Here is a 23,337-nt window from a genome sequence, read left to right as displayed (position 1 = left end):
TAAACTAGCTAATATAGGCTAAATGCCCACATTAGTTCCATCGGAAGGTGTAAAGAGGACGTAATTCTTGATCTAAACTTATACGATACTAAGCCGTTCGCCGAATGGTTGATTACGTTGCACCCCGGCTACGGATCGAGCCGCTAAACGCATGAAAATAATGTCGGCCGCCGGCGTATGACTGAGTCAAATCCGGATTTGCTCCACCACCAAAATTGATCGCGGGCTATGAACTTCGGCGTACGTCGTCCTAAGTAGATACGTCTTTAGGTGAATAAGCTTCGACGTTTTGTTTCTTTACTCAGATAACAAAAACAATTCTCTTTGAATGGGAAGAAATAGTTGTCCCGTCGCGATGAAACCTTGGGCGCAATCATATGATTGTTCGGTTTCATCTGGAAATCGGGGTTTGTTGAAGAGTAGGGGTGCATGCGTAATGATTGCATCGAACGTCAAGCTGGATGATAGCTGCGTCATCCATCATCGAGATCTTGTGAATCTCTACGGCTGCACGATCGGCGCCGGCACGCGCATCGGCACCTTCGTTGAAATCCAGAAAAACGTCCTCGTCGGGAAAGACTGMAAGATCTCCAGCCATTCCTTCCTTTGTGAAGGCGTGACGCTGGAAGAAGGCGTTTTTATCGGCCACGGGGTCATGTTCACCAATGATACCTATCCGCGCGCCGTCAATTCCGATGGCAGTCTGCAGACCGAAGCCGACTGGGTTGTCATCCCCACTCTGGTCAAGCGCCACGCGTCGATCGGCAGCAACGCCACCATTCTGCCTGGCGTGACCATCGGAGAGGCCGCGCAGGTTGGCGCCGGTGCGGTCGTAACCAAGGACGTGCCTGACGGCGCTATCGTTGCCGGCGTACCGGCCAGGATCACCGGTCGCGTTCATGACCGGTCAGTCAACATGCAAACGTTGGGAGGAATGCGATGATCGGTATTGCTGTTGTTGGATATGGCTATTGGGGGCCAAACCTGGTTCGCAACATTTCGGAAGCGGCCGGCGCGCAGCTCATTTCGGTCTGTGATCTCAATGTGGAGCGGTTGGCGGCAGTTAAAAGCCGCTACCCCGCAATAACGATCACCGATAATTTCGAGGAAGTCCTGCGCGATCCGAAAGTGGACGCAATCGCCATTGCAACGCCGGTCTCAACCCATTTCAAGCTCGCAATGCAGGCTATGATGGCCGGAAAACATGTCTTCGTCGAAAAACCGATGGCATCGACGACGGAGGAGGCCTCGCGCATGGTCGACGAGGCCGCGCGCCGAGGCCTCGTGCTGGCCGTGGATCATACCTTCGTCCACACCGGCGCCGTCCGCAAGATGCGCGAACTGGTCGAAAGCGGCCTGGGCGACATGTATTACTACGACTCGGTTCGGGTCAACCTGGGCCTCTTCCAGCACGATGTGAGCGTCATCTGGGACCTCGCGGTGCATGATCTCTCCATCCTGGACCATGTTGTGCAGGAAAGGCCGGTGGCCGTTTCAGCGACGGGCATGAGCCATGTGCTCGGCGAACCGGAGAATATCGCCTATCTGACGCTTTTCTTCGAAAGCAAGCTTATAGCCCACATCCACGTCAATTGGCTGGCGCCGGTCAAGGTGCGCCGCACACTGATCGGCGGCAGCAACAAGATGGTCGTCTACGACGATCTGGAGCCCAGCGAAAAGATCAAGGTTTACGACAAGGGCATCACGCTGAACCCCAATTCTCAGGCYTACGGCGAGAAGGTGCATCAGATGATGGTCGGCTACCGCAGCGGCGACATGTGGGCGCCCAAGCTCGATATGACCGAAGCATTGAAACGCGAACTGGATCAGTTCGTAGAGTGCATCGAGCAGAATTCGCGCCCCATTACGGACGGCCAGGCCGGGTTGCGTGTCGTTCGCACCCTTGAAGCAGCGAGCCGGTCGCTCGCCCAGCGCGGTCGTATCATCGAGCTCGAAGAGGCKAGGCGCATTGCATGATCCCCTTTCTGGACCTCAAAGCACAATATCAATCGCTCAAGAACGAAATCGACGCCGCCGTGCTCGGCGTCCTGGCCTCGGGGCAATACATTCTGGGCGAGGAAGTCGCCCGCTTCGAGCAGGAATTCGCGGATTATTGCAACGTCAGACATGCGATAGCCGTCAACACCGGGACGAGTGCCCTGCATCTGTCGCTTCTCGCTGCAGGCGTCGGCTCCGGCGATGAAGTCATCACCGTGCCATTTACCTTCGTGGCGACCGCATCTGCGATCTGCTACGCAGGCGCACGACCCGTCTTCGTCGATGTCGAGCCCGTGACGCTCACGATGGATCCGGCTCAGCTCGAGGCAAAGATCACGCCCCGAACCAAGGCCATTATTCCCGTCCATCTCTACGGTCAGATGGCCGATATGGACGCGATCAAGGCGGTTGCTGACCACTACCGCATACCGATCATCGAGGACGCTTGCCAGGCGCACGGTGCCCAATACAAAGGCGCGCGCGCTGGCAGCATCGGCACGTCAGGCTGCTTCAGCTTCTATCCGGGAAAAAACCTCGGCGCCTGCGGCGAGGGAGGTATCGTAGTCACGAACAGCGACGATCAGGCCAAGGCGATGCGCATGCTGCGCGACTGGGGTCAGGAACAACGCTATCACCATCTGCTGAAGGGCTTCAACTACCGTATGGATGCCATTCAGGGTGCGATCCTGCGCATAAAGCTTCGGCATCTCGAAGCCTGGACAGAAGCACGGCGTGCCCATGGCCGCCGCTACTCGTCGCTGCTTGGCGGTTCGGCAAATTTGAGGACACCTGTCGAAATCACCGACCGGCGCCACGTCTACCACGTCTATGCCATTAGAAGTCGCGATCGCGATGCGCTTCAGCGCGTACTGAGCGCGGAGAGCATTCAGTCTGGGCTGCACTATCCGATCCCAGTTCATCTGCAAAAGGCGCATGCCGACCTTGGTTACCAGGCTGGCGACTTCCCAATCTCGGAAGCCGCCGCACGGGAGGTCCTCTCGCTGCCGATCTATCCCGAGATGCCGGCGTGGCACGTCGATCAGGTCGCCGCCGCGCTGGAGTACGCTTATGYCAGCTAATCGCGAGGCCCGGGTCGTGCAGGCGGTCCACGGCCGTCATGGAAGGCCGGTAGATCCTGCCTACCAAGCCGGGTTGGCCGAAGAGCTCAGGCAATCATACGGGCGCGCTGGCCTGATCGAACTCTACGGTCGTTTCGCGACGGGTGATGGTGTCGTCGACACCATGATGCGGAAAGCCATCTGGCAAGCGATAGCGCGCAGTTGCGGCACGGGATTGCAGGTCGCAGGCGGTGCCGGTTTCAAACACCCGGAAACGTTCGAAATCGGCAATGGGGTGTTCATCGGTGCCCAGGCCTATATCCAGGGGCGCTACGATGGCACTTGCGTGATCGGCGACAATGTCTGGATCGGCCCGATGGCCTATTTCGACGCGCGCGATCTGGTGATCGAGGATTCTGTCGGGTGGGGGCCTGGCGCCAAGGTGCTTGGCTCGACCCACACGGCACTGCCGGTGGATGTGCCGATCATTCGCACGGATCTTGAAATCAAGCCTGTCCGCATCTGTGCAGAGGCCGATATCGGAACGAATGCGACCATTCTTCCCGGCGTGACCATCGGGAAGGGGGCTATCGTTGGAGCGGGGGCAGTTGTCGTTTCCGACGTCGAACCGTTTTCAGTTGCTGCGGGTGTACCTGCAAAATTCATACGTTGGCGTTCGGAGAATGATCCGATGACGAACATGTCGCGTGAGGGAAGATCATGAGAAACAAACGGGTACTCATTACCGGCGGTGCCGGTCTGATCGGTTCGCATATTGCCGATCTCGTCGCATCGGAAAAACCGCGTGAGATCATTATCCTCGACAATTTCGTGCGCGGACGCCGGGACAATCTCAGCACGGCAATAGCCAGTGGATCCGTTAACATCATCGAGGGAGATATCCGCGACAGAGCACTGCTTGCGAAAACCTTCGAGGGCGTCGACATCGTCTTTCATCAGGCGGCCATCCGCATTACGCAATGCGCGGAAGATCCGCGGCTCGCCTTCGATGTTCTGGCCGAGGGCACGTTCAATGTTCTCGAAGCCGCCGTCAAGGCAGGTGTGTCGAAGGTCGTTGCTGCTTCCTCGGCCTCTGTGCTGGGATTGGCCGAGAGCTTTCCGACCACCGAAGCGCATCATCCCTACAATAACAGGACGATCTACGGCGCGGCCAAGACGTTCAACGAAGGATTGCTTCGCAGCTTCGCGGAGATGTATGGCCTGCGCTATGTGGCATTGCGCTATTTCAACGTCTATGGGCCGCGAATGGATGTCTACGGCGCCTATACCGAAGTGCTGATCCGCTGGATGGAGCGTCTGGCGGCCGGAATGCCACCTCTCATCTACGGAGACGGCAGCCAGACGATGGATTTCGTCGATGCACGCGACATCGCGCGGGCAAACCTGCTGGCTGCGAAGAGCGATGTCACGGACGAAGTTTTCAATGTCGCGAGCGGCGAGGAAATAAGCCTTTTGCAGCTCGCGCAGATGCTGAGCAGCATCATGGGTGTCTCGCTCGAACCGCAGCACAAAGAGGCCCGCACGGTCAACGGTGTGACCCGTCGTCTTGCCGATATCAGCAAAGCCGAGAAGCTCCTGGGCTTCAAGGCGGAAATATCGATGGAGCAGGGGCTTCGCGACCTTGTTGCATGGTGGCAGTCGAAGACCGCTGCAGCAGGAGGCCAAGCCGCATGAGCCCGTCACCATCTACAATTCCAGTCGCCAAGCCCGTTCTTGGCGAAGAGGAGGCCGAGGCTGCGCGCCGCGTTATTCTGTCAGGATGGGTGACGCAAGGGCCGGAAGTCGCCGCTTTCGAGACCGAATTCGCGGCCTTTGTCGGCGCCGCGCATGCCTGCGCCGTTTCCAACTGCACGACCGCGCTTCATCTCGCCTTAATGGCGGTCGGTGTCAGTGCTGGCGATGAAGTCATCACGGTCAGCCATTCGTTCATCGCCACCGCGAACGCCGTGCGATACTGCGGTGGAGTGCCGGTTTTCGTCGATATCGAGGCGGATGGTTACAATATCGACGCCAGCCTGATCGAAGCGGCAATCACGCCCCGCACCAAGGCAATCCTCTGCGTGCATCAGCTTGGCATGCCTTGCGATCTTCGCTCGATCGTGGAGATCGGCAAGCGCCATCAGCTCCCGGTTATCGAAGATGCAGCCTGCGCGACGGGAAGCGAAATTCTGTGGGACGGGCGTTGGGAAAAGATCGGCAAACCGCATGGCGACATTGCCTGCTTCTCCTTCCATCCTCGCAAGGTCGTCACGACAGGGGATGGTGGCATGTTGACCACCGCCAATCCCGAATATGATCGAAAATTCCGGCTGTGGCGACAGCATGGCATGAGCGTCACTGATGCCGTTCGTCATGGCTCGAAACAGGTGATCTTCGAAGACTATGACGAACTGGGCTACAACTACCGTATGACCGACCTTCAGGCCGCCGTCGGACGGGAACAGTTACGGCGGCTGCCGGGGCTGATTGCGCAGCGCAGACGGCTTGCCGAGCAGTACTGCGAGGGCCTATCCACGATTCCTGGGCTTTCGCCGGTCGAGCCGCATTGGGCGCGCAGCAACTGGCAGAGCTTTTGCGTGCGACTGCCTGATGCTGTCGACCAGCGGACAGTTATGCAGGCACTGCTCGATCATGGAATCTCGACCCGGCGCGGTGTAATGAACATTCATCTGGAGGGAGCCTATTCCGACCAGAGCTCCCATCGCGCTGCCACAAGCCTGATGCGAAGCGTATCAGCGCAGCAGCAAACGATCATCCTGCCGCTCTATGTCCAGATGACGGAGTCAGACATCGCAAGKGTTGTTGAGGCACTTCGCGGATCTCTTGCTGAAGCCATCAATGGACGCCCTATCTTACAGCACGATCGCGACGTCGCTCTTGCCTGATGCAGTATCTGCATGCTGCAGAGCTTAGATTATGCAAGGCCCAGCGCGCATCGTCTGATGCGCGCTTATTTGTTACGCGGATTTCGTGATCCATCCTCTGACGATTGCGGGCAGTGACTCCGGCGGAAGCAGTTCCACCAACATGCGCAGCGAGTAGAGCCCTGTGAGCGCCACGGCGAGAGAGCCGATCACCATCGCCGGCCATCGAGGCAAGATCAAAAAGGCAGAGAATACCAATCCCGAGGCGGGCAGAAAGAGCAGCGCGTGCCGGCGGTTGGCGGCCGACCAGCGGAAGCCGGTAAACCGCCGCACAATCACGTAAATCAGGATACTATGCCAGACGTAGAGGCCGAAAAACGCCATGCCGGCCCCTGGCGTGCCGAACTTTGACACGAAGAGCCACGCCAGCCCCACATGCACCAGCGTCGCCGCGACCTCTGTCCAGAAGAAGATCGTCTGCGCACCCTTAGCCAGAACGATGAAACCCATCGGCCAGGCGACAATCCTGAGCAGCATTCCCAGGCAGATCCAGCGCAGAAGCTCCACCGCCCCATGAAACTCCGCGGAATAGAACAAGCTCATCACGAGCGGTGCCAGGGTCAGGGTGGCGAGCAGACCGGGCCCTGCCAGCAGCAGGCTGATTTCCGCCTGCTCATTGACCAGCCGGTTGCACTCGGCATTGTTTTCTGCGGTTGCAGTCAGGCGCGGATAGAAGTCCGTGCCCATCGCCTGCAGGATGAAGCCCGCATAGAGACCTCCAAGCGCCCAGGCCGCCTGATACAACCCAGACGCAGCAACGCCCCCCTCATTCAGCACGATGATCCTGATAGCATAGGCGGCGCCGAAGGTCAGAAGCCCGCTTGCCATGAACGCAAAGCCGAGCCTGAGCAAAGCCGTTGCTTCCCGACCGAACTGGCGCGCTGACATTGGCGCAGGATGCGTGCTGATCTGCCTGCTGTACCACCAAGTGGGAAGGATTGAAGCAGCTGCAATCACGACGAGAGACGGTGCGATCGCCGGTGCGCCGAACAGATAGATCAGCGGGATGCTGATTACCGTGCCGAAGAGCCCCGAGAGCACGTTGATAAGGGCAAGATTTCTAATGTTCCGCATGCCCTGGATCAACGCAGTTTGCCCGGCGGAGACCATGCGAAAAAATACGGCCAGGGAGAGCAGCGCTATCGCGCCGGCATGCCGGTAGTCGCCAAAGGTGAAATTCGAGACCGGAAACGCCAGCGCGGCAAGCAAGAGCGCACCAAGCAGCCCGAGCACCATCGATATGCGCCTGAGGACTGTCGCCGATCGTGCGATCCTCTCTGCATCGCCGGTACCGGCAGCCTCTGCGACCTGGCGTACGCCACTGCCGCTCACTCCCAGACCAGCGGTCGCTTGTGCCATATCGATGATCGACCCGTAGAGGCCGATAAGTCCCAGACCTTCCGGCCCGAGCAGGACAGCCAGGGCCTTATTGCGGACGATGCTGAGCGCGACGTTCACCAGCGAGGAGCCGCCCATCAGTATCGTCGATTTGAGGATCTGGGTATAAGTATGGCCACTTGGCGGGGTCATGCGCAAAGTCATCAGATCCCCCTAGCCGTTTGCCTTATGGGCCGGGAGCACGAGGCTACCTCGCAGCAAGCTTGATCGCACACATGCTTTTCGCCGGTCACTGGCTGGCCCGGTCTGCGAGCGTCTGGCTCTTGGGAGATTGGTCGGGGTCGATCTCAGATGAACTATCCAAAATACGAGGCTGAACGACTCTCACCACATCGCCCGGCGCCAATGCTGTCGTTTCCGAAGCCTGGAACTGATTGATTTGTCCTTCGTTCCGACGGCTCACGCTAAAGGTAAGCGGGAGTTCCTCGCCGGAGCTCTTGACGCCGTCATTGCTCGCAAGGTCTTCGAGGAGCAGCTTCTGCGTCATCTCGCGCTTCATCTTGAACTGATCGAGACTTGCCCGTTCAGACTGCGCTTCGGTCGCCACTTCGCTCCGGCGCGTGTCGGAAAGTCCCTCGAGATTTCGCGTTGTCTCGCTGATCGCCTGCCGGCCCCGCATGATGGCGGTGACCAGGTCGAGCTTGTCGGAACGGTAGGTCGTCAGCAACCGCTCCAGGTCCATCTGCCTTGAAGAGAGCGTGAGGCCTTTCTCGACCAGGGACTTAACGCTGGTCAGTTGGTCCTCGACAGATTTGATATTATCGTCTGCGCCCGTCAGCTTCTCTTCCAGCGTCGAAATTTCCGTGGTCAAAAGATCACGTAATTCCGTGAACGCCTTTGACTGCCTCTGAAGCGCACTTGCACGAGCCTGAAAGATAATCCTTTCTTCGTTGTATATCCCGGCGGTAAATTGCTGGTCGGCGCCGGTCGTCTGATCGAAGGTAATCTCCTTCGCGCCATCCATTTCGGCCTGGAGTCGCGATAATTTCGCGGTGGCGCGCAGGATGGAGTGATCGATCTCGCGCAATTCGCCTGCGAGCTTGATAGACTCCGTTTGCTGCGAACCTTTGGCGCGGAGCGGGCCGCCGCTCAGCGCGAGCGATTGCAGGACGGTCAGTCCGGGGCGAAATTTGTACTCCCCGGGCGTGGTTACGTCTCCCACGACGTAGATTGGCGGGTATTCGAGAATTTCGATGGTTACTGCGGGTGCCTGAACCAATCCGATTTTTGCCTGCAGGCGCTTGGCAATCTCGTTTGTGAGACTGGCGTTATCGAGATTGCCAACGGGAAGAGGTCCAAGGAAGGGCAAAAAGACCTGGCCGTCATCCGAGACGGTGTATTCGCCGCCAAGCGCATCCCATCGTTCATATTGGCCTTTGGATGGCATCCACTGGACAATCGATAGGCGGATTTTGGTCTGCGGGGTAAAGGGCGTGTCATCGGCGAGCGCCGGCAACGCGGGTCCGGCAAGAAATACGAGCGCACTGATGGCAAACGTCGCACGAAAGAAGATGCGAGGAACGCGGTACGATAGCTTCATCTACATGTCCAGCCTGCAAAGCATCCTTAAACGGATACAGGTTCAATGCTTTAGGCGTTGCGCGGACACCGGACGCAAGGTCCAGCACCGCAACGCCAGTGTGCAATCAGACGGAGCCTTGAGGAAGATGGAGGGTCGGATGCTTCGCTTCATCACTATTGATGAAGTGGAGTAGAGTACTTCCGCCCAAGTCGAGCAGGAACATAAGTTTCCGCCTCGCGAACGATCACAGGAGGGCGAGGGCGGATTTCAGAGATCGACGTAGTAAATTGCAATCAGGTCGCATCGCGCTCCGTGCGCAGATTGGCGACGACGCGCCTATTCTGCACCTTGCAGGAACGTTGCGTGCAGTCGCGGACTTCGCGGTCCGCACCGTAACCCTTGGCCCACATGCGTCCGGTGTCGACTCCCTTCGAGACGAGATAGGCCATAACGGCATCGGCGCGCTGCTGCGACAGGGTCTTCAGTTTCGACTCCGAACCGGAATCGTCGGCAAATCCCTGCAGCTTGACCAGCCAGGTCGGGTTCCTGTTCAGCCAGGCAGCCTGGTTGTCCAGCGTTGTCATGGCGACGGTGTCGAGCTTAGCGGAATCTTGCGTGAAGTAGATCCGTCGGCCGACACTGAGGATGAAATCCTCTTCACTGCCAGCCTTGACGTTCTCGAAACCGGGCGCGGGATCGTTGGTCTGGCCGGTCAGCGGTGCTGCCGCAGGTTCCTCTACGGAAGCGATATCGGTGGTGGTGCAGGCCGTGAGTGCCAGAAGCATGGCCGTGGCGGCAAGGTGCCTTGCATATGCGGTCAAAACAGACATCAGGGTGATTTCCTCATTCGACCGGGGTGGCCTGGCTGACCTCGGCGGCGGGCGCCTGATCGGCAATATGCGGCAGAACCTGCACCGCGGTGCCGATCGGGCAACGCTGGTAAAGATCGATGGCGTCTTCGCTGAACATGCGGATGCAGCCGCTGGAGGCATCCTTGCCGATGCTCCAGGGCTCCAGCGTGCCATGGAAGCGATAGCCGGTATCGACGCCGTCACGATGCAGGTACATGGCCCGGGGGCCGAGCGGATTCTTCGGTGAGCCCCCGGCCACGAATTCGGGCAGTTCAGGATGGCGCTTGCGCATCTCCGGTGGCGGTGTCCAGCGCGGCCAGAGAGATTTGCTGTCGATCGTGGCGCGGCCGAACCATTTGAAACCCTCGCGGCCGACGCCGACGCCGTAGCGGATGGCCGTCTTGTTCTCCATGATCAGATAGAGAAAATGGTGCCTGGTATCGACGACAACGGTGCCGATCGGCTCGCTACTGAAATATTTGACAACCTGCCGGTGCCATTGCTTGTCGATCTTGGCGAAGTTGGTTGCTCTGAATGTCACACCATTATCGACGGCGGTGCCGGCAAAATAGGAAGCCGCCTGGGCAAAAGCCGGCTTCTGTACCGCGCCGGTGCCAAGTAACGCCAATCCACCAAGCAGAATATTCCTGCGGGTTAACACCATCGGCCAAATCCCCCTCAAAGCCAAGCAGCGCGGCGCCAGTAAATCAGATTTTTCATTTGCCACAACACAAAACTCTGTTCATCCCCTAGAGTTCGATGTCGAGTTGTTGATGCGGTGGCTGCGTTGCTCTGATCGTTACTCCGCGAGACCGGCGCTATACCCAATTGCCTGAGATAAACAGGAGACGGCCGCGAACTGTGCCGCCTTTGCGAAGCTGGATCCTGGTTCCACGCATCGGGTCGCTGGTCGAAGCGGCGCTCGACTTAAAAACTCCTGCAAATTCAATCCTGGAAAAAACATGCTGGAAATTGTCAAGTTTTTTTGGTTTACCTCTCATGTTGCGAAATATGCGGAATTTGCAATCCGGCGTTTGGCTGGCCGCCGATTGTTCGTCTCCGCGTTTCTTTATGGATATTGCTATGGGCATCAGGGAGGACGACCGGCGGTACGCGGTCTATGCGGCACATCGCTCCGACCTCATTCGATACGCTACGCCCATCGTCGGTTCGCGAGAAGAAGCTGAAGACCTCGTCCAGGAGGTCTTCATAAAATTCGTGCCGGAAGATGCGGCCACACCTCAGAAATTGAAAGCCTATCTCTTCCGCATGGTGCGGAACCTCGCGCTCGACGTGCGCAGGCGCCAGAAGCGAGACTTGCGCGCTCGCCCGGAAGATACGCCGTGGTGGGGACTTCCCCTGGACACGGGAACGCCTGAGGAAAACGCGCTCTTCTGCGATCAGGTCAGGCAGGTTGACGCAATCCTTTCGGCAATGCCGGACCAAGCACGCATCGCTGTCGAAATGCATCGCTTCGGCGGATACCGCATGGAGGACATCGCCAGCCACCTCGACATTTCGGTGGCCGGCGTCCACAGGCTGATCAAGGCGGCAATTGTCGAATTCGCCAAAAAAATGGGATGATCCGCTAAAAATCTCGAATCCGAGTGAAAAAAACGGGCGAGATAAACGTCAATGTTCGTGAAGCGGTAAAACAGCGGGGATGCGACGTGGTTTGGCTACAGGAAAGACTGGGAACTGATGGCCGTCGAACCAGATAAAAGGCCTGAAGTCTCGGACGAGGCGCTGGAGGCGGCCGCTGATTGGCTCCTTCTCCTGCACGAAGGGCCAGAAGACAGTGAGATCAAAGCGCGCTTCGATCACTGGCTGACCAGCGGTCGCGAACACCGCCTAGCCTGGGAGCGCACGCAGAAGACATGGGCCGCAATGGGGCAGGTTGTCCCGACCATGCAATCGCAGTGGGAATATGCGTCGAGATCGGCGGCCAGACCCGTCATACGACAGCCGGCAGCGGCTCGGCATCGCGCACCGTGGCGGCGGGTTGCCGTGGCAGCGGCGGCTATGGCCGCACTCTGTCTTGGGCTTGTCGTTGCGCCCGGCTTAATGCTTCGCTTGAGCGCTGACTATTCAACGTCAACGGCGGAGACCCGCACGATCACCCTTCAGGACGGCAGCACGGTAACGATGGCTGCCGCGACCTCGATTGCTTTGAACGACGGCGACGGACGGCGAGGCATCAAGCTTCTTGCCGGCGAGGCGTATTTCGAGGTGGCGCCGGACAAGGACAGGCCCTTTACGGTGGAAGCAAATGGCGTCCGCGTCGAGGTGCTCGGCACGGCCTTCGACGTGGAGCTCGCCGACGGGCTGACCAGCATTGCCCTTGCGCACGGTTCCGTTCAAGCCTCCATCGCGGGTTCGTCTGCGACCCCGCCCGAACGGCTGGTGCCCGGAGATCTGCTGACCGTCGATCCGAACAGCGCCGTCATGATGAAGGACACGATCCCGGTCGACGAGATCGCCAACTGGCGCAATGGTGAACTCTACGTCGTGGACGCAACGCTTGCCTCGGTGATCGAGCAGATCCAGCGCTATCACCCCGCCTGGATATCGGTTCCCGACACTACGCTTGCCCGCCAACGCRTCACGGGCTTCTACAATCTCAGACAACCCGATCAGGCGCTGCGCGCGCTGGTCGAACCTTATGGCGGCAAGGTCCGCTCAATCTCCTCGCTCGCGCGCATCGTCAGCCGAMTCTAGAAAAAATTTGACTGTAATTATCAAGATTTAGCTCACTCCAGCCGAAAACCCTGAAAAAACTCTGAGAGCCAATCGTCATTTCGTTGAAAGCGCCGGGCACGACATCGGCGCAAACGACTGGAGAGACGAGAGTGAGCATGCGAGTGAGGGTAGGGGTTCTAAGGCTCAACGGCGCGTGCCAAGCGGGTGGGTACGCGTGGCGAGCACGGTTGTTGGCGACAACCGCTTTTGCAATTTTGTCTGTAGTAACCAATGCTCACGCGCAGTCGGCGCCGGCCGACAAGGCGCAAGCGCAAGCGGCCACGACACTCCCCTTCGATATCCCGTCCCAGCCCCTGGCGAACGCGATCCGTGCATTCGGGCGTCAGTCCGGCATGCAGATCACGCTGTCGTCGACGCCGACAGGATCAGTGAATACCAGCGCCGTGGCCGGTCGATTGACACCTGCCGACGCGCTTGATCGAATGCTGTCGGGGACGGGAGTATCGGCTCATATTTCCGGAGATGGCGGCGCAGCGACGATTGGCAGCGCCGATATCGTGAATGCCATTCCGCAGGAGGATGGTGTTACCCAACTTGCTCCGATCGTCATCAAGGGCGGCCGACGTCCAAGTTCCGGTGCGGGTTATCGCGGCACGCCCGACTGGGTCTACKAGGAGCCGGCAAGCGTCAGCGTCATCTCTAGGGAGGCCATTCAAAGCTCTCCCGCCCGTAACGCACGCGACTTGCTCGACAACGCCGCCGGCGTCTATGCCAACCGCTCCGAGGGGCAGAACCCCGGCGTCACGGTCAATATTYGCGGCCTCCAGGATCAGAACCGCGTCGTCACCATGATCGATGGGGCGAGGCAGAATTTTCAGCGCAACGGCCATGGATCGACGCAGCGAACCTATGTCGAAACTGCCTTTATCCGTGAAATCGACGTGGAAAAGAGCGGCACATCGGGCGTTGGCGGAGCCGGCGCACTCGGCGGCTCGGTCAACTTTCGAACCATTGAGGCCGATGACCTCATAGAAGACGGCCGCCAGTGGGGCGGCGAGTCGAACGCGACCGTTGGCACCAACGAGTTCCAATTTGATGGCGCGAGCATGGCGGCGGTCAGACTGTCGGACAGCTTTTCGGTGCTCGGTGGCATCAGCCACAAGAAGATTGGCGCCTATGACATCGGCGAGAATGGCGACATCAAGCTTTATGACAGCTCCGTGCATGACGGAGCGGCGATCTTCACAGGGCAGGACTCCTACTCTTACCTGCTGAAGGCCGAGGCGGAGCTCACMGACGATCTCGACATGTCGATGACCTGGCTTCGCAACGATTCCGACTTCAGCCAGGGCTCCTACAACAATGATGGCGACCTTGATGAAGATACGCAGCAGGTCCTGAACGATACCGTCACCAGCAGCCTTCATTGGGATCCCGACAGCGAACTCATCGATCTCAATGCGCGCCTCTGGTACAATCACACGCGAAACCGCGAGAAGCGTTTCGGTTCCGCCATCAACGACGACGGTTTCCCGGTCAATTACGCTCTCGGCACGCTGGGCTTCAGTATCGACAACACCAGCCGCTTCGAGACCTCAGCCGGTTCGCTTTCGTTGAACTACGGTGTCGAGGCCTTCTTCGACCGCGGCAAGACGGAGACGCTTGAGGACTACTTCCTCAATGGCGTCGACATGACGGCCACCTATACCGGCACGACCCCGTCCGGCGATCGCGATGTCTACAGCGCCTTTACCAATGCCACGTTCGAACATGACGACTGGCTGATGGCGCAGGCCGGCCTGCGCTACGACTATTACAATCTTTCGGGCGACGCATCGCTCTACGGTCTCGAAGTCAAGACCATCGACAACCGAAGATGCCGGTTGTATTTCCCTGATGGCGTGACCTGCCGGATCTGGACGGGGACCATCGATCGCGTGACGGTCTATCCGGAAAACGTCATCGATGTGGACAATTCGGACGGCGCGCTGCTGCCCTCCGCCATGCTCGCCGTCAAACCTGTCGACTGGCTGCAGCCCTTCGCCAAATATTCGCGCAGCTTCCGTCCTCCGACGATCATGGAAACCTTCCTGACGGGCGGTCACCCCGGCGTCAATCTCGTGGAAAACGCTCCCAATCCCGATCTCGTGGCCGAAGAAGGCAACACTTTCGAGCTTGGCGTGAATGCCACGACCGACKGGCTCTTGTCTGCTGATGACAGCCTGCGCCTGAAGGCCGTCGGCTTTTATCGCGAGATCGAAAACTATATCGCGCTCGGGACAGTTCATCGCGCCGAGACCGGACGCGACTATGCCTCCTATGTCAACGTTGACGGCACGACGCGCATGAAGGGCATCGAGCTGGAGGCGAGCTATGATGCAGGTAAATGGTATGCCGGTCTTTCCTACACCTATCTGAAGACGGATTTCGGCACGACCTACAGCTATGACGGCACGAGCTACGAGATCGAGCCCTCGATCATTTTCGTGCCGCCGCGCAACAAGTTTACCATCGATGCGGGCATGCGGCTGTTCGATGACAAGCTGACGATCGGCGGTCGCGCCACCCATGTCGGCGGCACTTCACCCAATATCGGCGTGCTGGCGAGCAATTACGTCACCGAAGACTATTCGCTCTACGACATATACGGGTCCTACGCCTTCAACGACACCGTCAAGCTTCGCTTTGCCGTCAACAACGTCACCGATGTCGCTTACGTCCCGGCGCTCGGTACCATCAGCCTGCCCGGACCGGGACGCACGGCGACGGCATCTCTCAACTTCAAGTTCTAAGCATTTCCCGGCCGGCCGGCCGCGGATCCGAGGTTCGTCGATCGACGGACAACCAACCATCAATGGAGAAAGACAATGAGTGTAGGAATTCAGGTCCCCGCCGGTGCGCCCGATTGGGTCAACTATCTCGAAACCACGTGGCTCAACTCCTTCTCATATCGCAGCCATGGCTCGTTCAGCCCGGGCTCGGCGCCTTATGACCAGTGGGTCGCCGGCAACGCTGGTACAGCCCAGTCGGGCGCGGTTCTCAACGGTGATTTCAGCTACATCCCACCGGGCGGCTTCGTCGGCTCGCTCGACACGCTGGAATTCGGCTCGCATCTGACCGGCAGCACGGCAACGGGCTATGATCTCAGCACCGTGCTGACGCTGGACCTGTCGGACGCGACCACCTCCACGGCATTTACCTATGCGATCTACTACCTCTCCAACTTCGCCGACCTGACGCATCTCTACGACTATCTTGGTGAGCAGGGCACGACGCAGACTGGCAATAGCGGCGGCCTCGGCGAGACCCTCTACAGCTTTGCCGGCGACGATGTGCTGACGGGTGCCGGTGCGAGCGACTTCGACACTTTCTACTATCGAGCCGATCTGAATGCCGKCGGATGGGGCGATGATGCGATCAACGACTTCGTTGACGGCAACGACCTGATCGTCCTCGACGGCTATGGCTGGAACGACTACAGCGACTTCGTCTCGGCTGGCGGCAGCATTTCCGGTTCGACGATCTCCTACGCCGGTAGCAGCATCGACGTCGCTTTCGCAGGCGGCGGCACGCTTGACAGCTCCGATCTGATCTTCGTCGCGTGATCGGCCGATGAAKAACCAATTTTTGGTTCGGACGTCGCCGCAGCCTTTTGCTGCAGCGACGATCCTTCCGCTGAAGAGCAATGTCGTCGCCATTGCCCTCATCAACGGGGTCGTCAACCTGCTCGCCCTGACATCGCCCCTGTTCATGCTGCAGGTCTACGATCGCGTGCTCGCAAGCGGCAGCGTTCCGACGCTGATTGGTCTGGCAGTGCTTGCCGCCGGCCTCTACGCGTTCCAGTCGGTCCTCGATATCATTCGCGCCCGCGTCTTGCTGCGGATCGGAGAGCGGTTCGACGGGAAGCTCAGCGCCCGCGTTCATGAGGCCGTGATACGCCTTCCATTGGTCAGTCGAGCCCAAGGTGACGGCCTGCAGCCGTTGCGGGATCTCGACAATGTCCGCGGCTTCCTGTCCGGCACCGGACCGACGGCCTTCTTCGACCTTCCCTGGATGCCGCTTTATCTCGGCATATGCTTCCTATTCCATATCTGGATCGGCGTGACGGCGCTCATTGGCGCGATCATCCTTGTCTCACTGACGCTGATCACCAACATGCTGTCGCAAGGTCCTATCCGCGAGACCATTGCCCAGAACATGATCCGCAACGGCCTTCTGGAAGGTACCCGTCGCAACGCGGAAGTCGTCCGGGCGATGGGACTGGAAACGAGGCTCGCCAAACGATGGCTGAAGGTCAACGCCGCCTATCTTGCGGCCAACCGCCGTGCCGGCGACATCGGCGGTGGCTTGGGAGGCGTGTCGAAATCGCTGCGCATGATGCTGCAGTCCGCCATCCTTGCTGTCGGCGCCTATCTCGTGATCACGCAACAAGCCACGGGCGGCATCATGATCGCAAGCTCGATCATGATGGGCAGGGCGCTCGCGCCGGTCGAGCTTGCAATCGGCAACTGGAAGCCGTTCCTGATGGCACGCCAGAGCTGGGCAAGGCTTCAGGACCTGCTCGACAAGATTCCCGAGGCCAAACCTGTCACAGCTCTGCCGCGGCCCGAACGTGAGTTGCGCATCGAGGCCGTGACCGTCGTGCCTCCGGGCGAAAGAAAACCGACGCTGGCCGGGCTCGGTTTCTCATTGGCCGCAGGAAGCGCTCTCGGCGTGATCGGTCCGTCCGGATCGGGCAAGTCGACCTTGTCGCGTATCCTCGTCGGCGCCTGGCAGCCCTCGGCCGGCAAGGTCCGGATCGATGGCGCCAGCCTCGACCAATGGGACAGCGCCGCACTCGGTGAGCATATCGGCTATCTCCCACAGGGCGTCGAACTGTTCGACGGAACCGTTGCCGAAAATATTTCGAGGTTCGAGGAAGCTCCCGATGCGGAAGCGATCATCGCCGCGGCGCGCACGGCCGGTGCCCATGAGCTGATCTTGAAATTCGAACTCGGCTACGAGACGCAGATCGGCGAAGCCGGAGCCGCACTCTCGGCAGGTCAGCGCCAGCGTATCGGCCTTGCGCGCGCCCTTTATCGCGATCCGTTTCTGGTCGTCCTCGATGAGCCCAACGCCAATCTGGATGCCGAGGGCGAAGCCGCTGTCGTCAGAGCCATCGCTGCGGTTCGCGATCGCAAGGGCATCGTCGTCGTCGTTGCCCATAGACCGAGTGCGCTTGGGATCGTCGATCATGTGCTGATGATCGAGGGTGGCAGGCAAAAGGCTTTCGGTCCGCGTGACGAGGTTCTTTCCAGGGTTTTGAAAAGCGGATCGGGCCTGCCGGCAGGCCGGGGCTTTCCGGCAACCGGCGTGAGTACGCCACCGCTGCGAGTGATCGCAAACGCGGCGCAGACGACATCCGATCCAGCAAACGGCGCCATATCGGATAGTCAGGAGGATGCCGATGTCAGACATTGATGACCGGGAAGTCAGCCGTTCAATCCGCCGCCACCTGATGGTGGGCGTTATCGCTTCGCTGGCGATGGTCGGAGGTGCGGGGGCATGGGCTTCGGTGACGGATCTCTCTGGAGCGGTGGTGGCACCGGGGCATTTTGTCGTCGATTCCTACGTCAAGAAGGTCCAGCACCCGAAGGGCGGGGTCGTCGGAGAAATCCTTGTGGGAGAGGGTGATGAGGTCAGGGCTGGTGACATCCTCATGCGCCTCGACGCTACCCAGGCCCGCGCCAACCTGGCGATCGTCACGAAGCGGCTGAACGAATTGGCCGCGCGGTTGGCGCGGCTGGAGGCCGAACGTGACGATCTTGATGACATCGCTTTTCCAGACTGGCTGCTTGCTGACGAAAAGGATCCTGAGGTGGCTGCTGCCATCCATAGCGAATCTCGATTATTCGAGTCCCGGCGGGACGCGAGGGAAGGGCAGAAAGCCCAGCTCAATCAGCGCATCGCGCAGTTCGAGCATGAAATCGCCGGACTGAAGGCCCAGGAAGTTGCCTATGGCGAGGGAATAGAGGTTCTCAACGCCGAAATATCCGCCCTGAACAGGTTGCGCGAACAGGGCATCGTTTCCGACCAGCGGCTGAACGGCCTCAAGACCCAGGCTGCGACCTTTGGCGGAGAACGCGGTGAGAAGATTGCCTTCCAGGCCCAGTCGGCCGGCCGGATCACCGAAACGCGGCTGCAGATCCTGCAGATCGATCAAGATCTGAGAACCGAAGTCGGCCGTGAATTGCGGGAGGTCCAGGCGCAGATCGGCGAATATGTCGAGCGCAAAGTCGCAGCCGAGGATGAATTGAAGCGCATCGATATTGTCGCTCCGCAATCCGGCGTCGTGCACCAATTGGCGGTCCATACCGTCGGCGGCGTAATCTCTCCTGCCGATCCGATCATGCTGATCGTGCCGGAAGGCGATGATCTGGCCCTTGAAGTTCAGATTGCGCCGAAGGACGTGGACCAGATCCAGATCGGGCACGCAGCCTTGTTGAGAATGACCGCATTCAATCTTCGCACGACACCCGAGCTCACCGGCTTCGTCAGCCGAATTGCGGCTGATCTGGCCACCGACGAACGGTCCGGCCAGTCCTACTACCTGGTGCGTGTCGCCGTCCCGCGTGCCGAAAAAGAAAAGCTGAAGAGCCTCACGCTCGTCCCCGGCATGCCGGCCGAGGTCATGATCAAAACGGATGACCGCACCGCGCTTTCCTATTTCGTCAAACCGCTCTCCGACCAGATCCTGCGCGCCTTCCGGGAGGATTAAGATCGGAAGCAATCGTGAAATTCGCAGCCCGGCTTTTTGCCCGCTACCATGCCGTACGGGCGGTTCCCAGCGCGAACGTATGAGAGGAAGTGACGAGGGCAACGTGAGCCTTGAGCGAAACGGCACAATTTCCCGGACAGGAGAGATTGTGCTGGATCAGATGCTTCAACAGCTCATCGGCATTGCGCTTTTCAGTTAGCGGAAATGTCATTGTCATGTGCGTTCCTCGACAGAGCAATTTGACCGTTCGCAGCGATTAAAGGCGCGAATTCTTTTGCGCTGCAACAAGAAAAATTTAATCATAAAATTAAAATCGATTAGCTTTTGGAGCGAATATTTTAAAATCGTTTTAATTGCACAAGCCTCCATTGGTGTGGTGGGCATCGGGCAACTGCGACAAAAACACACGTAGTCGGATAAGACCTTGTTAACCATCCAGGCGCCAGATGGGGAGAGGTTTAAAGCTCTACCAGAGCCGTGAGAATGTGTTCCGCTTCTTAGGCTTTAAATCCGCACATATCCCCTTGATAGCCGATGCCGATGGGTGGGTTATGCGCTGGTGCGTTCTGTTCTCGGTGTGTGGCAATGTCGATCATTCATAGTATCAGCGTAAGAAGCGGTCGACTGGTGAAGCTCACCTTCGAAGCTGCCCCTTTCACGCGGGCCGCTCGCAAGACCACCGGAACGGCACGGCAAGCCAGAAGCCGCATCGTCACCCTCGCAGGCGTCCTAGGCATCGTCTACGTCGGAATGTTCGGCAAGCTGATCTATTATGGCCTTGCCGTCGACACGACGACATCGAGCATTCCGCCGAATCCGATCATGGCCTCCCGGCCCGATATTCTCGACCGAAACGGCGAGCTGCTGGCGACCGATATCCGCACGGTTTCGATGTTTGCCGAGCCAAGCCATATGGTCGATGTCGATGAAGCGGTCGAGAAACTCACGCAGCTTTTCCCGGAACTCGACCGGAAAACGCTCTATCAGAAGCTGTCGGACAAGCGTTCGCAGTTCACATGGCTGCGTCGCCAGCTGACGCCGAAACAGCAAAGCGACGTTCTGGCCCTCGGCCTTCCCGCCATTGGCTTCCGCCCCGAGGTGAAGCGCTTCTATCCTGGCGGGCGTACCGCTGCTCACATCCTCGGCTATGTCGATATAGACAACAAGGGCATAGCCGGCATGGAGAAGTATCTCGACATGCAGGGCCTTTCGGATCTGGAATCCACCGGGCTCGCAGTGCGCGAGAATCTGGAGCCGGTGAAGCTGTCGATCGACATTCGGGCGCAGAATGTCGTTCATGACGTCGTCACCGATGCTATCACCACCTACAAGGGCAAGGCTGCCGGCGCCGTCATCCTCGACATCCATACGGGCGAGGTGCTCGCCATGGCTTCCGCCCCCGATTTCGACCCGAATGACCCTCAGGCGACCGGTAGCGAAGGCTGGCTGAACCGCATGTCAAACGGCACCTTCGAAATGGGCTCGACCTTCAAGACCTTCTCGATGGCATTGGCACTCGACAGCGGCACGGTCAAACTCTCGGACAGTTTCGACGCTACCGGCCCGCTGCACTACGGCGGCTTCATCATCCATGACGACCATGACGTGCCGCGCCGCTGGCTGACCATTCCGGAAATCTTTCGCTATTCTTCCAATATCGGCACGGCAAGAATGATGGACCTCGTCGGCATGGATCGTCAGAAGGACTATCTGACCCGTTTTGGCCTCCTGACCAAAATGCAGACCGAACTGCCGGAGGTAAAAACGCCGACACAGCCCAAAGTGTGGAAGAAGATCAACTCGATCACCATCTCCTTCGGCCATGGTGTCGCAACCACGCCGTTGCAGACAGCCGTTGCCGGTGCCGCTCTCGTCGATGGCGGCGAGCTCATAGAGCCGACTTTCCTGCCGCGCTCGGCCGAGGAGGCAGCGAAAACCGAGCAGCAGATCGTCAAGAAAAGCACAAGCGACACGATCCGCGCGCTCTTCAAGCTCAATGGCGAACAAGGCTCCGGACGTACCGCCGACGTGCCTGGTTTCCATGTCGGCGGCAAGACGGGCACGGCGAACAAGGTCGTGAACGGCCATTATTCGCACACGCTGAGCTTCAACGCCTATCTCGCGGCCTTCCCGATCGATGCGCCGAAATACGTCGTGTTGTCCTTTATCGACGAACCGCTGACAGGCCAGCACGGGCTCACCTTCGCGACGAATACGGCAGCCCCCATGGTCCATGACATCATCAGCCGCGCCGCACCTATTCTGGGCGTCGAACCGGATTTCGGGCAGAACCTGCTAGCCTCATATTGAGGGGTAGCGGCCGCGATTTGGAATCGCCTCTGTCGGTCGTTTGCTACAAAGGTGGTTGAACGTCCTCAGCCGCAGAGTGTGCTTTCGAGACGGCGTCGGGCCGGCAATGGAGGTTACCCAACTTTCATCACGTTGCGTCATCTGGGCTACATACTTGCGGCCTAGTCATTGGGCGAAGGTGTGCGCCTCATGTCCAGCCGAACGAACGTCACTGCAAAACGCCTCATGGATGCCTGCGAGCTGCTGCTTTGCGAGGCGCATGCCCTGGAAGAGCTGACGGCGCGCCGGATTGCGATCCAGGCGCAGGCGACGCCTTCGGCGATCGCCTATCATTTCGGATCCCAGGAAGAATTGATCACCGCTGTTGCCGAGCGTGTGTATCGTCGGCTGAACGCCGAGCGCCTGAGCCTGCTGCAGAAAGCTGTCGATCGGCGGGCACCCAATCCTCCCGATATCGAAGAGGTGATTGCAGCCCTCGTCGGTCCGTCGATCCGCTGGGCGACCGATCCAACGTCGAGCTATCCTGTGCTGTCGCACTTCACCTCTATGGCACACAGCCATCGTGACGGCGCGCCTCACTACCGTCGCATTATCGAGGACGTCGAGCATCACCGGGCCTTCATTCCGCAATTGAAGCGGATTGCGCCCTGGCTCGACGAGGTGGATATCGGCTGGCGTCTGAATTGCGCGCTCGGCATCCGTTCGCAGGTCACCCGCAGCCGGCAGCGCACCGAGCTTCTCACCAATCATCAGATGGATCTCGACAATCCGGATCTCGTCATCGCGCGCATGGTGGAGGTGATTGCACCAATGTTCCGTCGGCTTTCCTGACTTCCTCAGACTAAGTCCGAACGTGTTTCGAACAGCATTCGAAATCCGTCACGCCTGCGAAACACGCTCCCTCTATCGGTTCCCATGAGAGAACTGTCAGGGAGCCTTCCAATGCRCCGAGATACCACTTTCATCCATCTGACCGACCTGCACATCGGCACTACCGATGACGATCATCTGTACAGCGATACGACCGACACGCTCAACCAAGTGCTCGATCTGGTCGCCACAGTCACGCCCAGGCCGCAATTCGTGATCGTCAGCGGCGACCTCACAAACCGTGGTGACGCTGAAAGCTTCCGCCGGCTGAAGGAGATCATGGATGCACGCATCGACGTGCCGGTGATCTATGCGCTCGGCAATCACGATACGCGCCCCGGATTCTACGAGGGCATGGCGGTTGCAACGGATGATCCGGATGCACCCTACGATCACGACGCCGTCGTCGATGGCATCCACATCGTCACTATCGACTCCTCGACGCCGGGACTGATCGGCGGCACCATCGATCCGGACCAGTTCGACTGGCTGGCATCGACACTGGATACGCATCCCGATCTGCCGAAGCTGATCGTCGTTCATCATCCGCCGGCTTTGGGTGAAGATCCTGATGCAACCCATTGGCGGACTATTCATTTTCCGCAGTCGGAACGCTTCAGAACTCTGCTTAAGGGTCGCAATGTTATCGGCATCCTCAGCGGCCACATCCATCATGACCGCGTATCCGTCTGGCACGGCATTCCCGTCGTCGTCGGAACCGGCCAGCATGCCGCGACCGACATTCTGCGCACCGACATTTTGCGCATGGTTCGCGGCGCCTCATTCGGCATCGGCACCATCCGTCCGTCCGGTCTCACCATGGCCTTCGTGCCGCTGCCGTCCGACCGCGCCGAGCTCAACACCTATCCGCTCGAAATGCTGTTGGCACGGGCCGTGCCCGTCGCCGCCGAATAAACGTCAGGAGACA

At 59.2% G+C, this 23,337-nt stretch carries 20 protein-coding genes; 15 read left to right on the top strand and 5 right to left on the bottom strand.

The genetic code is table 11. The features are described from left to right. Positions 1–436: 436 nt before the first annotated feature. The 6 genes from AC1DNW_RS15755 to AC1DNW_RS15730 are packed head-to-tail and all read left to right on the top strand — an operon-like array spanning position 437 to position 5,962. Positions 437–943 (top strand): acyltransferase, encoded by a 507-nt coding sequence (locus AC1DNW_RS15755; protein ID WP_477853471.1) that lies wholly within the window; start codon positions 437–439, stop codon positions 941–943. Beyond that, on the top strand, positions 940–1,977 hold the full coding sequence (locus AC1DNW_RS15750) for a Gfo/Idh/MocA family protein (protein WP_477853469.1): 1,038 nt from the start codon (positions 940–942) through the stop codon (positions 1,975–1,977). The genes AC1DNW_RS15755 and AC1DNW_RS15750 overlap by 4 nt, the downstream gene beginning before the upstream one ends. Beyond that, complete coding sequence (locus tag AC1DNW_RS15745) at positions 1,974–3,077, top strand: DegT/DnrJ/EryC1/StrS family aminotransferase (protein ID WP_477853467.1); 1,104 nt, start codon at positions 1,974–1,976, stop codon at positions 3,075–3,077. Before AC1DNW_RS15750 ends, AC1DNW_RS15745 begins: the two co-directional genes overlap by 4 nt. Next, on the top strand, positions 3,067–3,780 hold the full coding sequence (locus AC1DNW_RS15740; RefSeq protein ID WP_477853465.1) for an acyltransferase: 714 nt from the start codon (positions 3,067–3,069) through the stop codon (positions 3,778–3,780). The genes AC1DNW_RS15745 and AC1DNW_RS15740 overlap by 11 nt, the downstream gene beginning before the upstream one ends. Next, positions 3,777–4,751, top strand: a complete 975-nt coding sequence (locus AC1DNW_RS15735) for an NAD-dependent epimerase/dehydratase family protein (protein ID WP_113296506.1) — start codon at positions 3,777–3,779, stop codon at positions 4,749–4,751. Before AC1DNW_RS15740 ends, AC1DNW_RS15735 begins: the two co-directional genes overlap by 4 nt. Beyond that, on the top strand, positions 4,748–5,962 hold the full coding sequence (locus AC1DNW_RS15730) for a DegT/DnrJ/EryC1/StrS family aminotransferase (protein ID WP_477853463.1): 1,215 nt from the start codon (positions 4,748–4,750) through the stop codon (positions 5,960–5,962). Before AC1DNW_RS15735 ends, AC1DNW_RS15730 begins: the two co-directional genes overlap by 4 nt. Positions 5,963–6,034: 72 nt before the next feature. Here the strand turns inward: AC1DNW_RS15730 and AC1DNW_RS15725 are convergent, their stop codons facing one another. The 4 genes from AC1DNW_RS15725 to AC1DNW_RS15710 all read right to left on the bottom strand — a co-directional run bounded on the left by AC1DNW_RS15725 (position 6,035) and on the right by AC1DNW_RS15710 (position 10,436). Then, positions 6,035–7,543: an O-antigen translocase gene (locus tag AC1DNW_RS15725; protein ID WP_477853461.1), complete on the bottom strand. Its 1,509-nt coding sequence runs from the start codon at positions 7,541–7,543 to the stop codon at positions 6,035–6,037. A gap of 85 nt (positions 7,544–7,628) precedes the next feature. Further along, the gene (locus tag AC1DNW_RS15720) at positions 7,629–8,939 is read right to left on the bottom strand and encodes a polysaccharide biosynthesis/export family protein (RefSeq protein ID WP_113510052.1); all 1,311 of its coding nucleotides are present in this window, start codon (positions 8,937–8,939) and stop codon (positions 7,629–7,631) included. A gap of 275 nt (positions 8,940–9,214) precedes the next feature. Continuing rightward, the gene (locus tag AC1DNW_RS15715; protein ID WP_113307588.1) at positions 9,215–9,751 is read right to left on the bottom strand and encodes an OmpA family protein; all 537 of its coding nucleotides are present in this window, start codon (positions 9,749–9,751) and stop codon (positions 9,215–9,217) included. A gap of 13 nt (positions 9,752–9,764) precedes the next feature. Further along, positions 9,765–10,436, bottom strand: coding sequence for a L,D-transpeptidase (locus AC1DNW_RS15710; protein WP_477853459.1), 672 nt, complete (start codon positions 10,434–10,436; stop codon positions 9,765–9,767). A gap of 197 nt (positions 10,437–10,633) precedes the next feature. On the opposite strand from AC1DNW_RS15710, the gene AC1DNW_RS15705 reads away from it, so the two are divergent. The 6 genes from AC1DNW_RS15705 (at position 10,634) to AC1DNW_RS15680 (ending at position 19,229) form a co-directional block, all read left to right on the top strand. Beyond that, positions 10,634–11,356: an RNA polymerase sigma factor gene (locus tag AC1DNW_RS15705; RefSeq protein ID WP_477836814.1), complete on the top strand. Its 723-nt coding sequence runs from the start codon at positions 10,634–10,636 to the stop codon at positions 11,354–11,356. Positions 11,357–11,473: 117 nt separating this feature from the next. Next, entirely contained in the window at positions 11,474–12,490 is a 1,017-nt protein-coding gene (locus tag AC1DNW_RS15700; protein ID WP_477853457.1) for a FecR family protein, read from the top strand. Between the two features lie 236 nt (positions 12,491–12,726). Further along, positions 12,727–15,264 (top strand): TonB-dependent receptor, encoded by a 2,538-nt coding sequence (locus AC1DNW_RS15695; protein ID WP_477853456.1) that lies wholly within the window; start codon positions 12,727–12,729, stop codon positions 15,262–15,264. A 75-nt stretch (positions 15,265–15,339) separates the two neighbouring features. After that, the gene (locus tag AC1DNW_RS15690; protein ID WP_477853454.1) at positions 15,340–16,077 is read left to right on the top strand and encodes a hypothetical protein; all 738 of its coding nucleotides are present in this window, start codon (positions 15,340–15,342) and stop codon (positions 16,075–16,077) included. Between the two features lie 7 nt (positions 16,078–16,084). Then, positions 16,085–17,932: a type I secretion system permease/ATPase gene (locus tag AC1DNW_RS15685; RefSeq protein WP_477853452.1), complete on the top strand. Its 1,848-nt coding sequence runs from the start codon at positions 16,085–16,087 to the stop codon at positions 17,930–17,932. Continuing rightward, positions 17,919–19,229, top strand: coding sequence for an HlyD family type I secretion periplasmic adaptor subunit (locus AC1DNW_RS15680; protein ID WP_477853450.1), 1,311 nt, complete (start codon positions 17,919–17,921; stop codon positions 19,227–19,229). The genes AC1DNW_RS15685 and AC1DNW_RS15680 overlap by 14 nt, the downstream gene beginning before the upstream one ends. Before the next feature lie 43 nt (positions 19,230–19,272). Here AC1DNW_RS15680 and AC1DNW_RS15675 read toward each other — a convergent pair whose 3' ends face one another. Further along, positions 19,273–19,446 carry a hypothetical protein gene (locus AC1DNW_RS15675; protein WP_477853448.1) on the bottom strand — a complete coding sequence of 58 codons (174 nt, stop codon included), beginning with the start codon at positions 19,444–19,446 and terminating at the stop codon, positions 19,273–19,275. 368 nt (positions 19,447–19,814) lie between these two features. Between AC1DNW_RS15675 and AC1DNW_RS15670 the strand changes: the two genes are divergently transcribed. The 3 genes from AC1DNW_RS15670 to AC1DNW_RS15660 all read left to right on the top strand — a co-directional run bounded on the left by AC1DNW_RS15670 (position 19,815) and on the right by AC1DNW_RS15660 (position 23,324). After that, positions 19,815–21,539: a peptidoglycan D,D-transpeptidase FtsI family protein gene (locus AC1DNW_RS15670; RefSeq protein ID WP_477853446.1), complete on the top strand. Its 1,725-nt coding sequence runs from the start codon at positions 19,815–19,817 to the stop codon at positions 21,537–21,539. Between the two features lie 189 nt (positions 21,540–21,728). Further along, positions 21,729–22,370, top strand: a complete 642-nt coding sequence (locus AC1DNW_RS15665; protein WP_477853444.1) for a TetR/AcrR family transcriptional regulator — start codon at positions 21,729–21,731, stop codon at positions 22,368–22,370. Positions 22,371–22,481: 111 nt separating this feature from the next. Further along, complete coding sequence (locus AC1DNW_RS15660; RefSeq protein WP_477853442.1) at positions 22,482–23,324, top strand: metallophosphoesterase family protein; 843 nt, start codon at positions 22,482–22,484, stop codon at positions 23,322–23,324. Positions 23,325–23,337 lie beyond the last annotated feature (13 nt).

The sequence above is a fragment of the Rhizobium sp. 05L429 genome (assembly GCF_056397645.1).
The sequence above is the reverse complement of the archived record's forward strand: the minus strand, read 5'-3'. Positions and strand labels throughout refer to the sequence as shown.

Excerpts from the sequence above, each read along its gene's own strand:
- AC1DNW_RS15735 (WP_113296506.1), top strand. The coding sequence starts at position 3,777 with ATGAGAAACAAACGGGTACTCATTACCGGCGGTGCCGGTCTGATCGGT.
- AC1DNW_RS15725 (WP_477853461.1), bottom strand. The coding sequence starts at position 7,543 with ATGACTTTGCGCATGACCCCGCCAAGTGGCCATACTTATACCCAGATC.
- AC1DNW_RS15720 (WP_113510052.1), bottom strand. The coding sequence starts at position 8,939 with ATGAAGCTATCGTACCGCGTTCCTCGCATCTTCTTTCGTGCGACGTTT.
- AC1DNW_RS15715 (WP_113307588.1), bottom strand. The coding sequence starts at position 9,751 with ATGTCTGTTTTGACCGCATATGCAAGGCACCTTGCCGCCACGGCCATG.
- AC1DNW_RS15710 (WP_477853459.1), bottom strand. The coding sequence starts at position 10,436 with ATGGTGTTAACCCGCAGGAATATTCTGCTTGGTGGATTGGCGTTACTT.
- AC1DNW_RS15680 (WP_477853450.1), top strand. The coding sequence starts at position 17,919 with ATGTCAGACATTGATGACCGGGAAGTCAGCCGTTCAATCCGCCGCCAC.
- AC1DNW_RS15675 (WP_477853448.1), bottom strand. The coding sequence starts at position 19,446 with ATGACAATGACATTTCCGCTAACTGAAAAGCGCAATGCCGATGAGCTG.
- AC1DNW_RS15670 (WP_477853446.1), top strand. The coding sequence starts at position 19,815 with ATGTCGATCATTCATAGTATCAGCGTAAGAAGCGGTCGACTGGTGAAG.
- AC1DNW_RS15665 (WP_477853444.1), top strand. The coding sequence starts at position 21,729 with ATGTCCAGCCGAACGAACGTCACTGCAAAACGCCTCATGGATGCCTGC.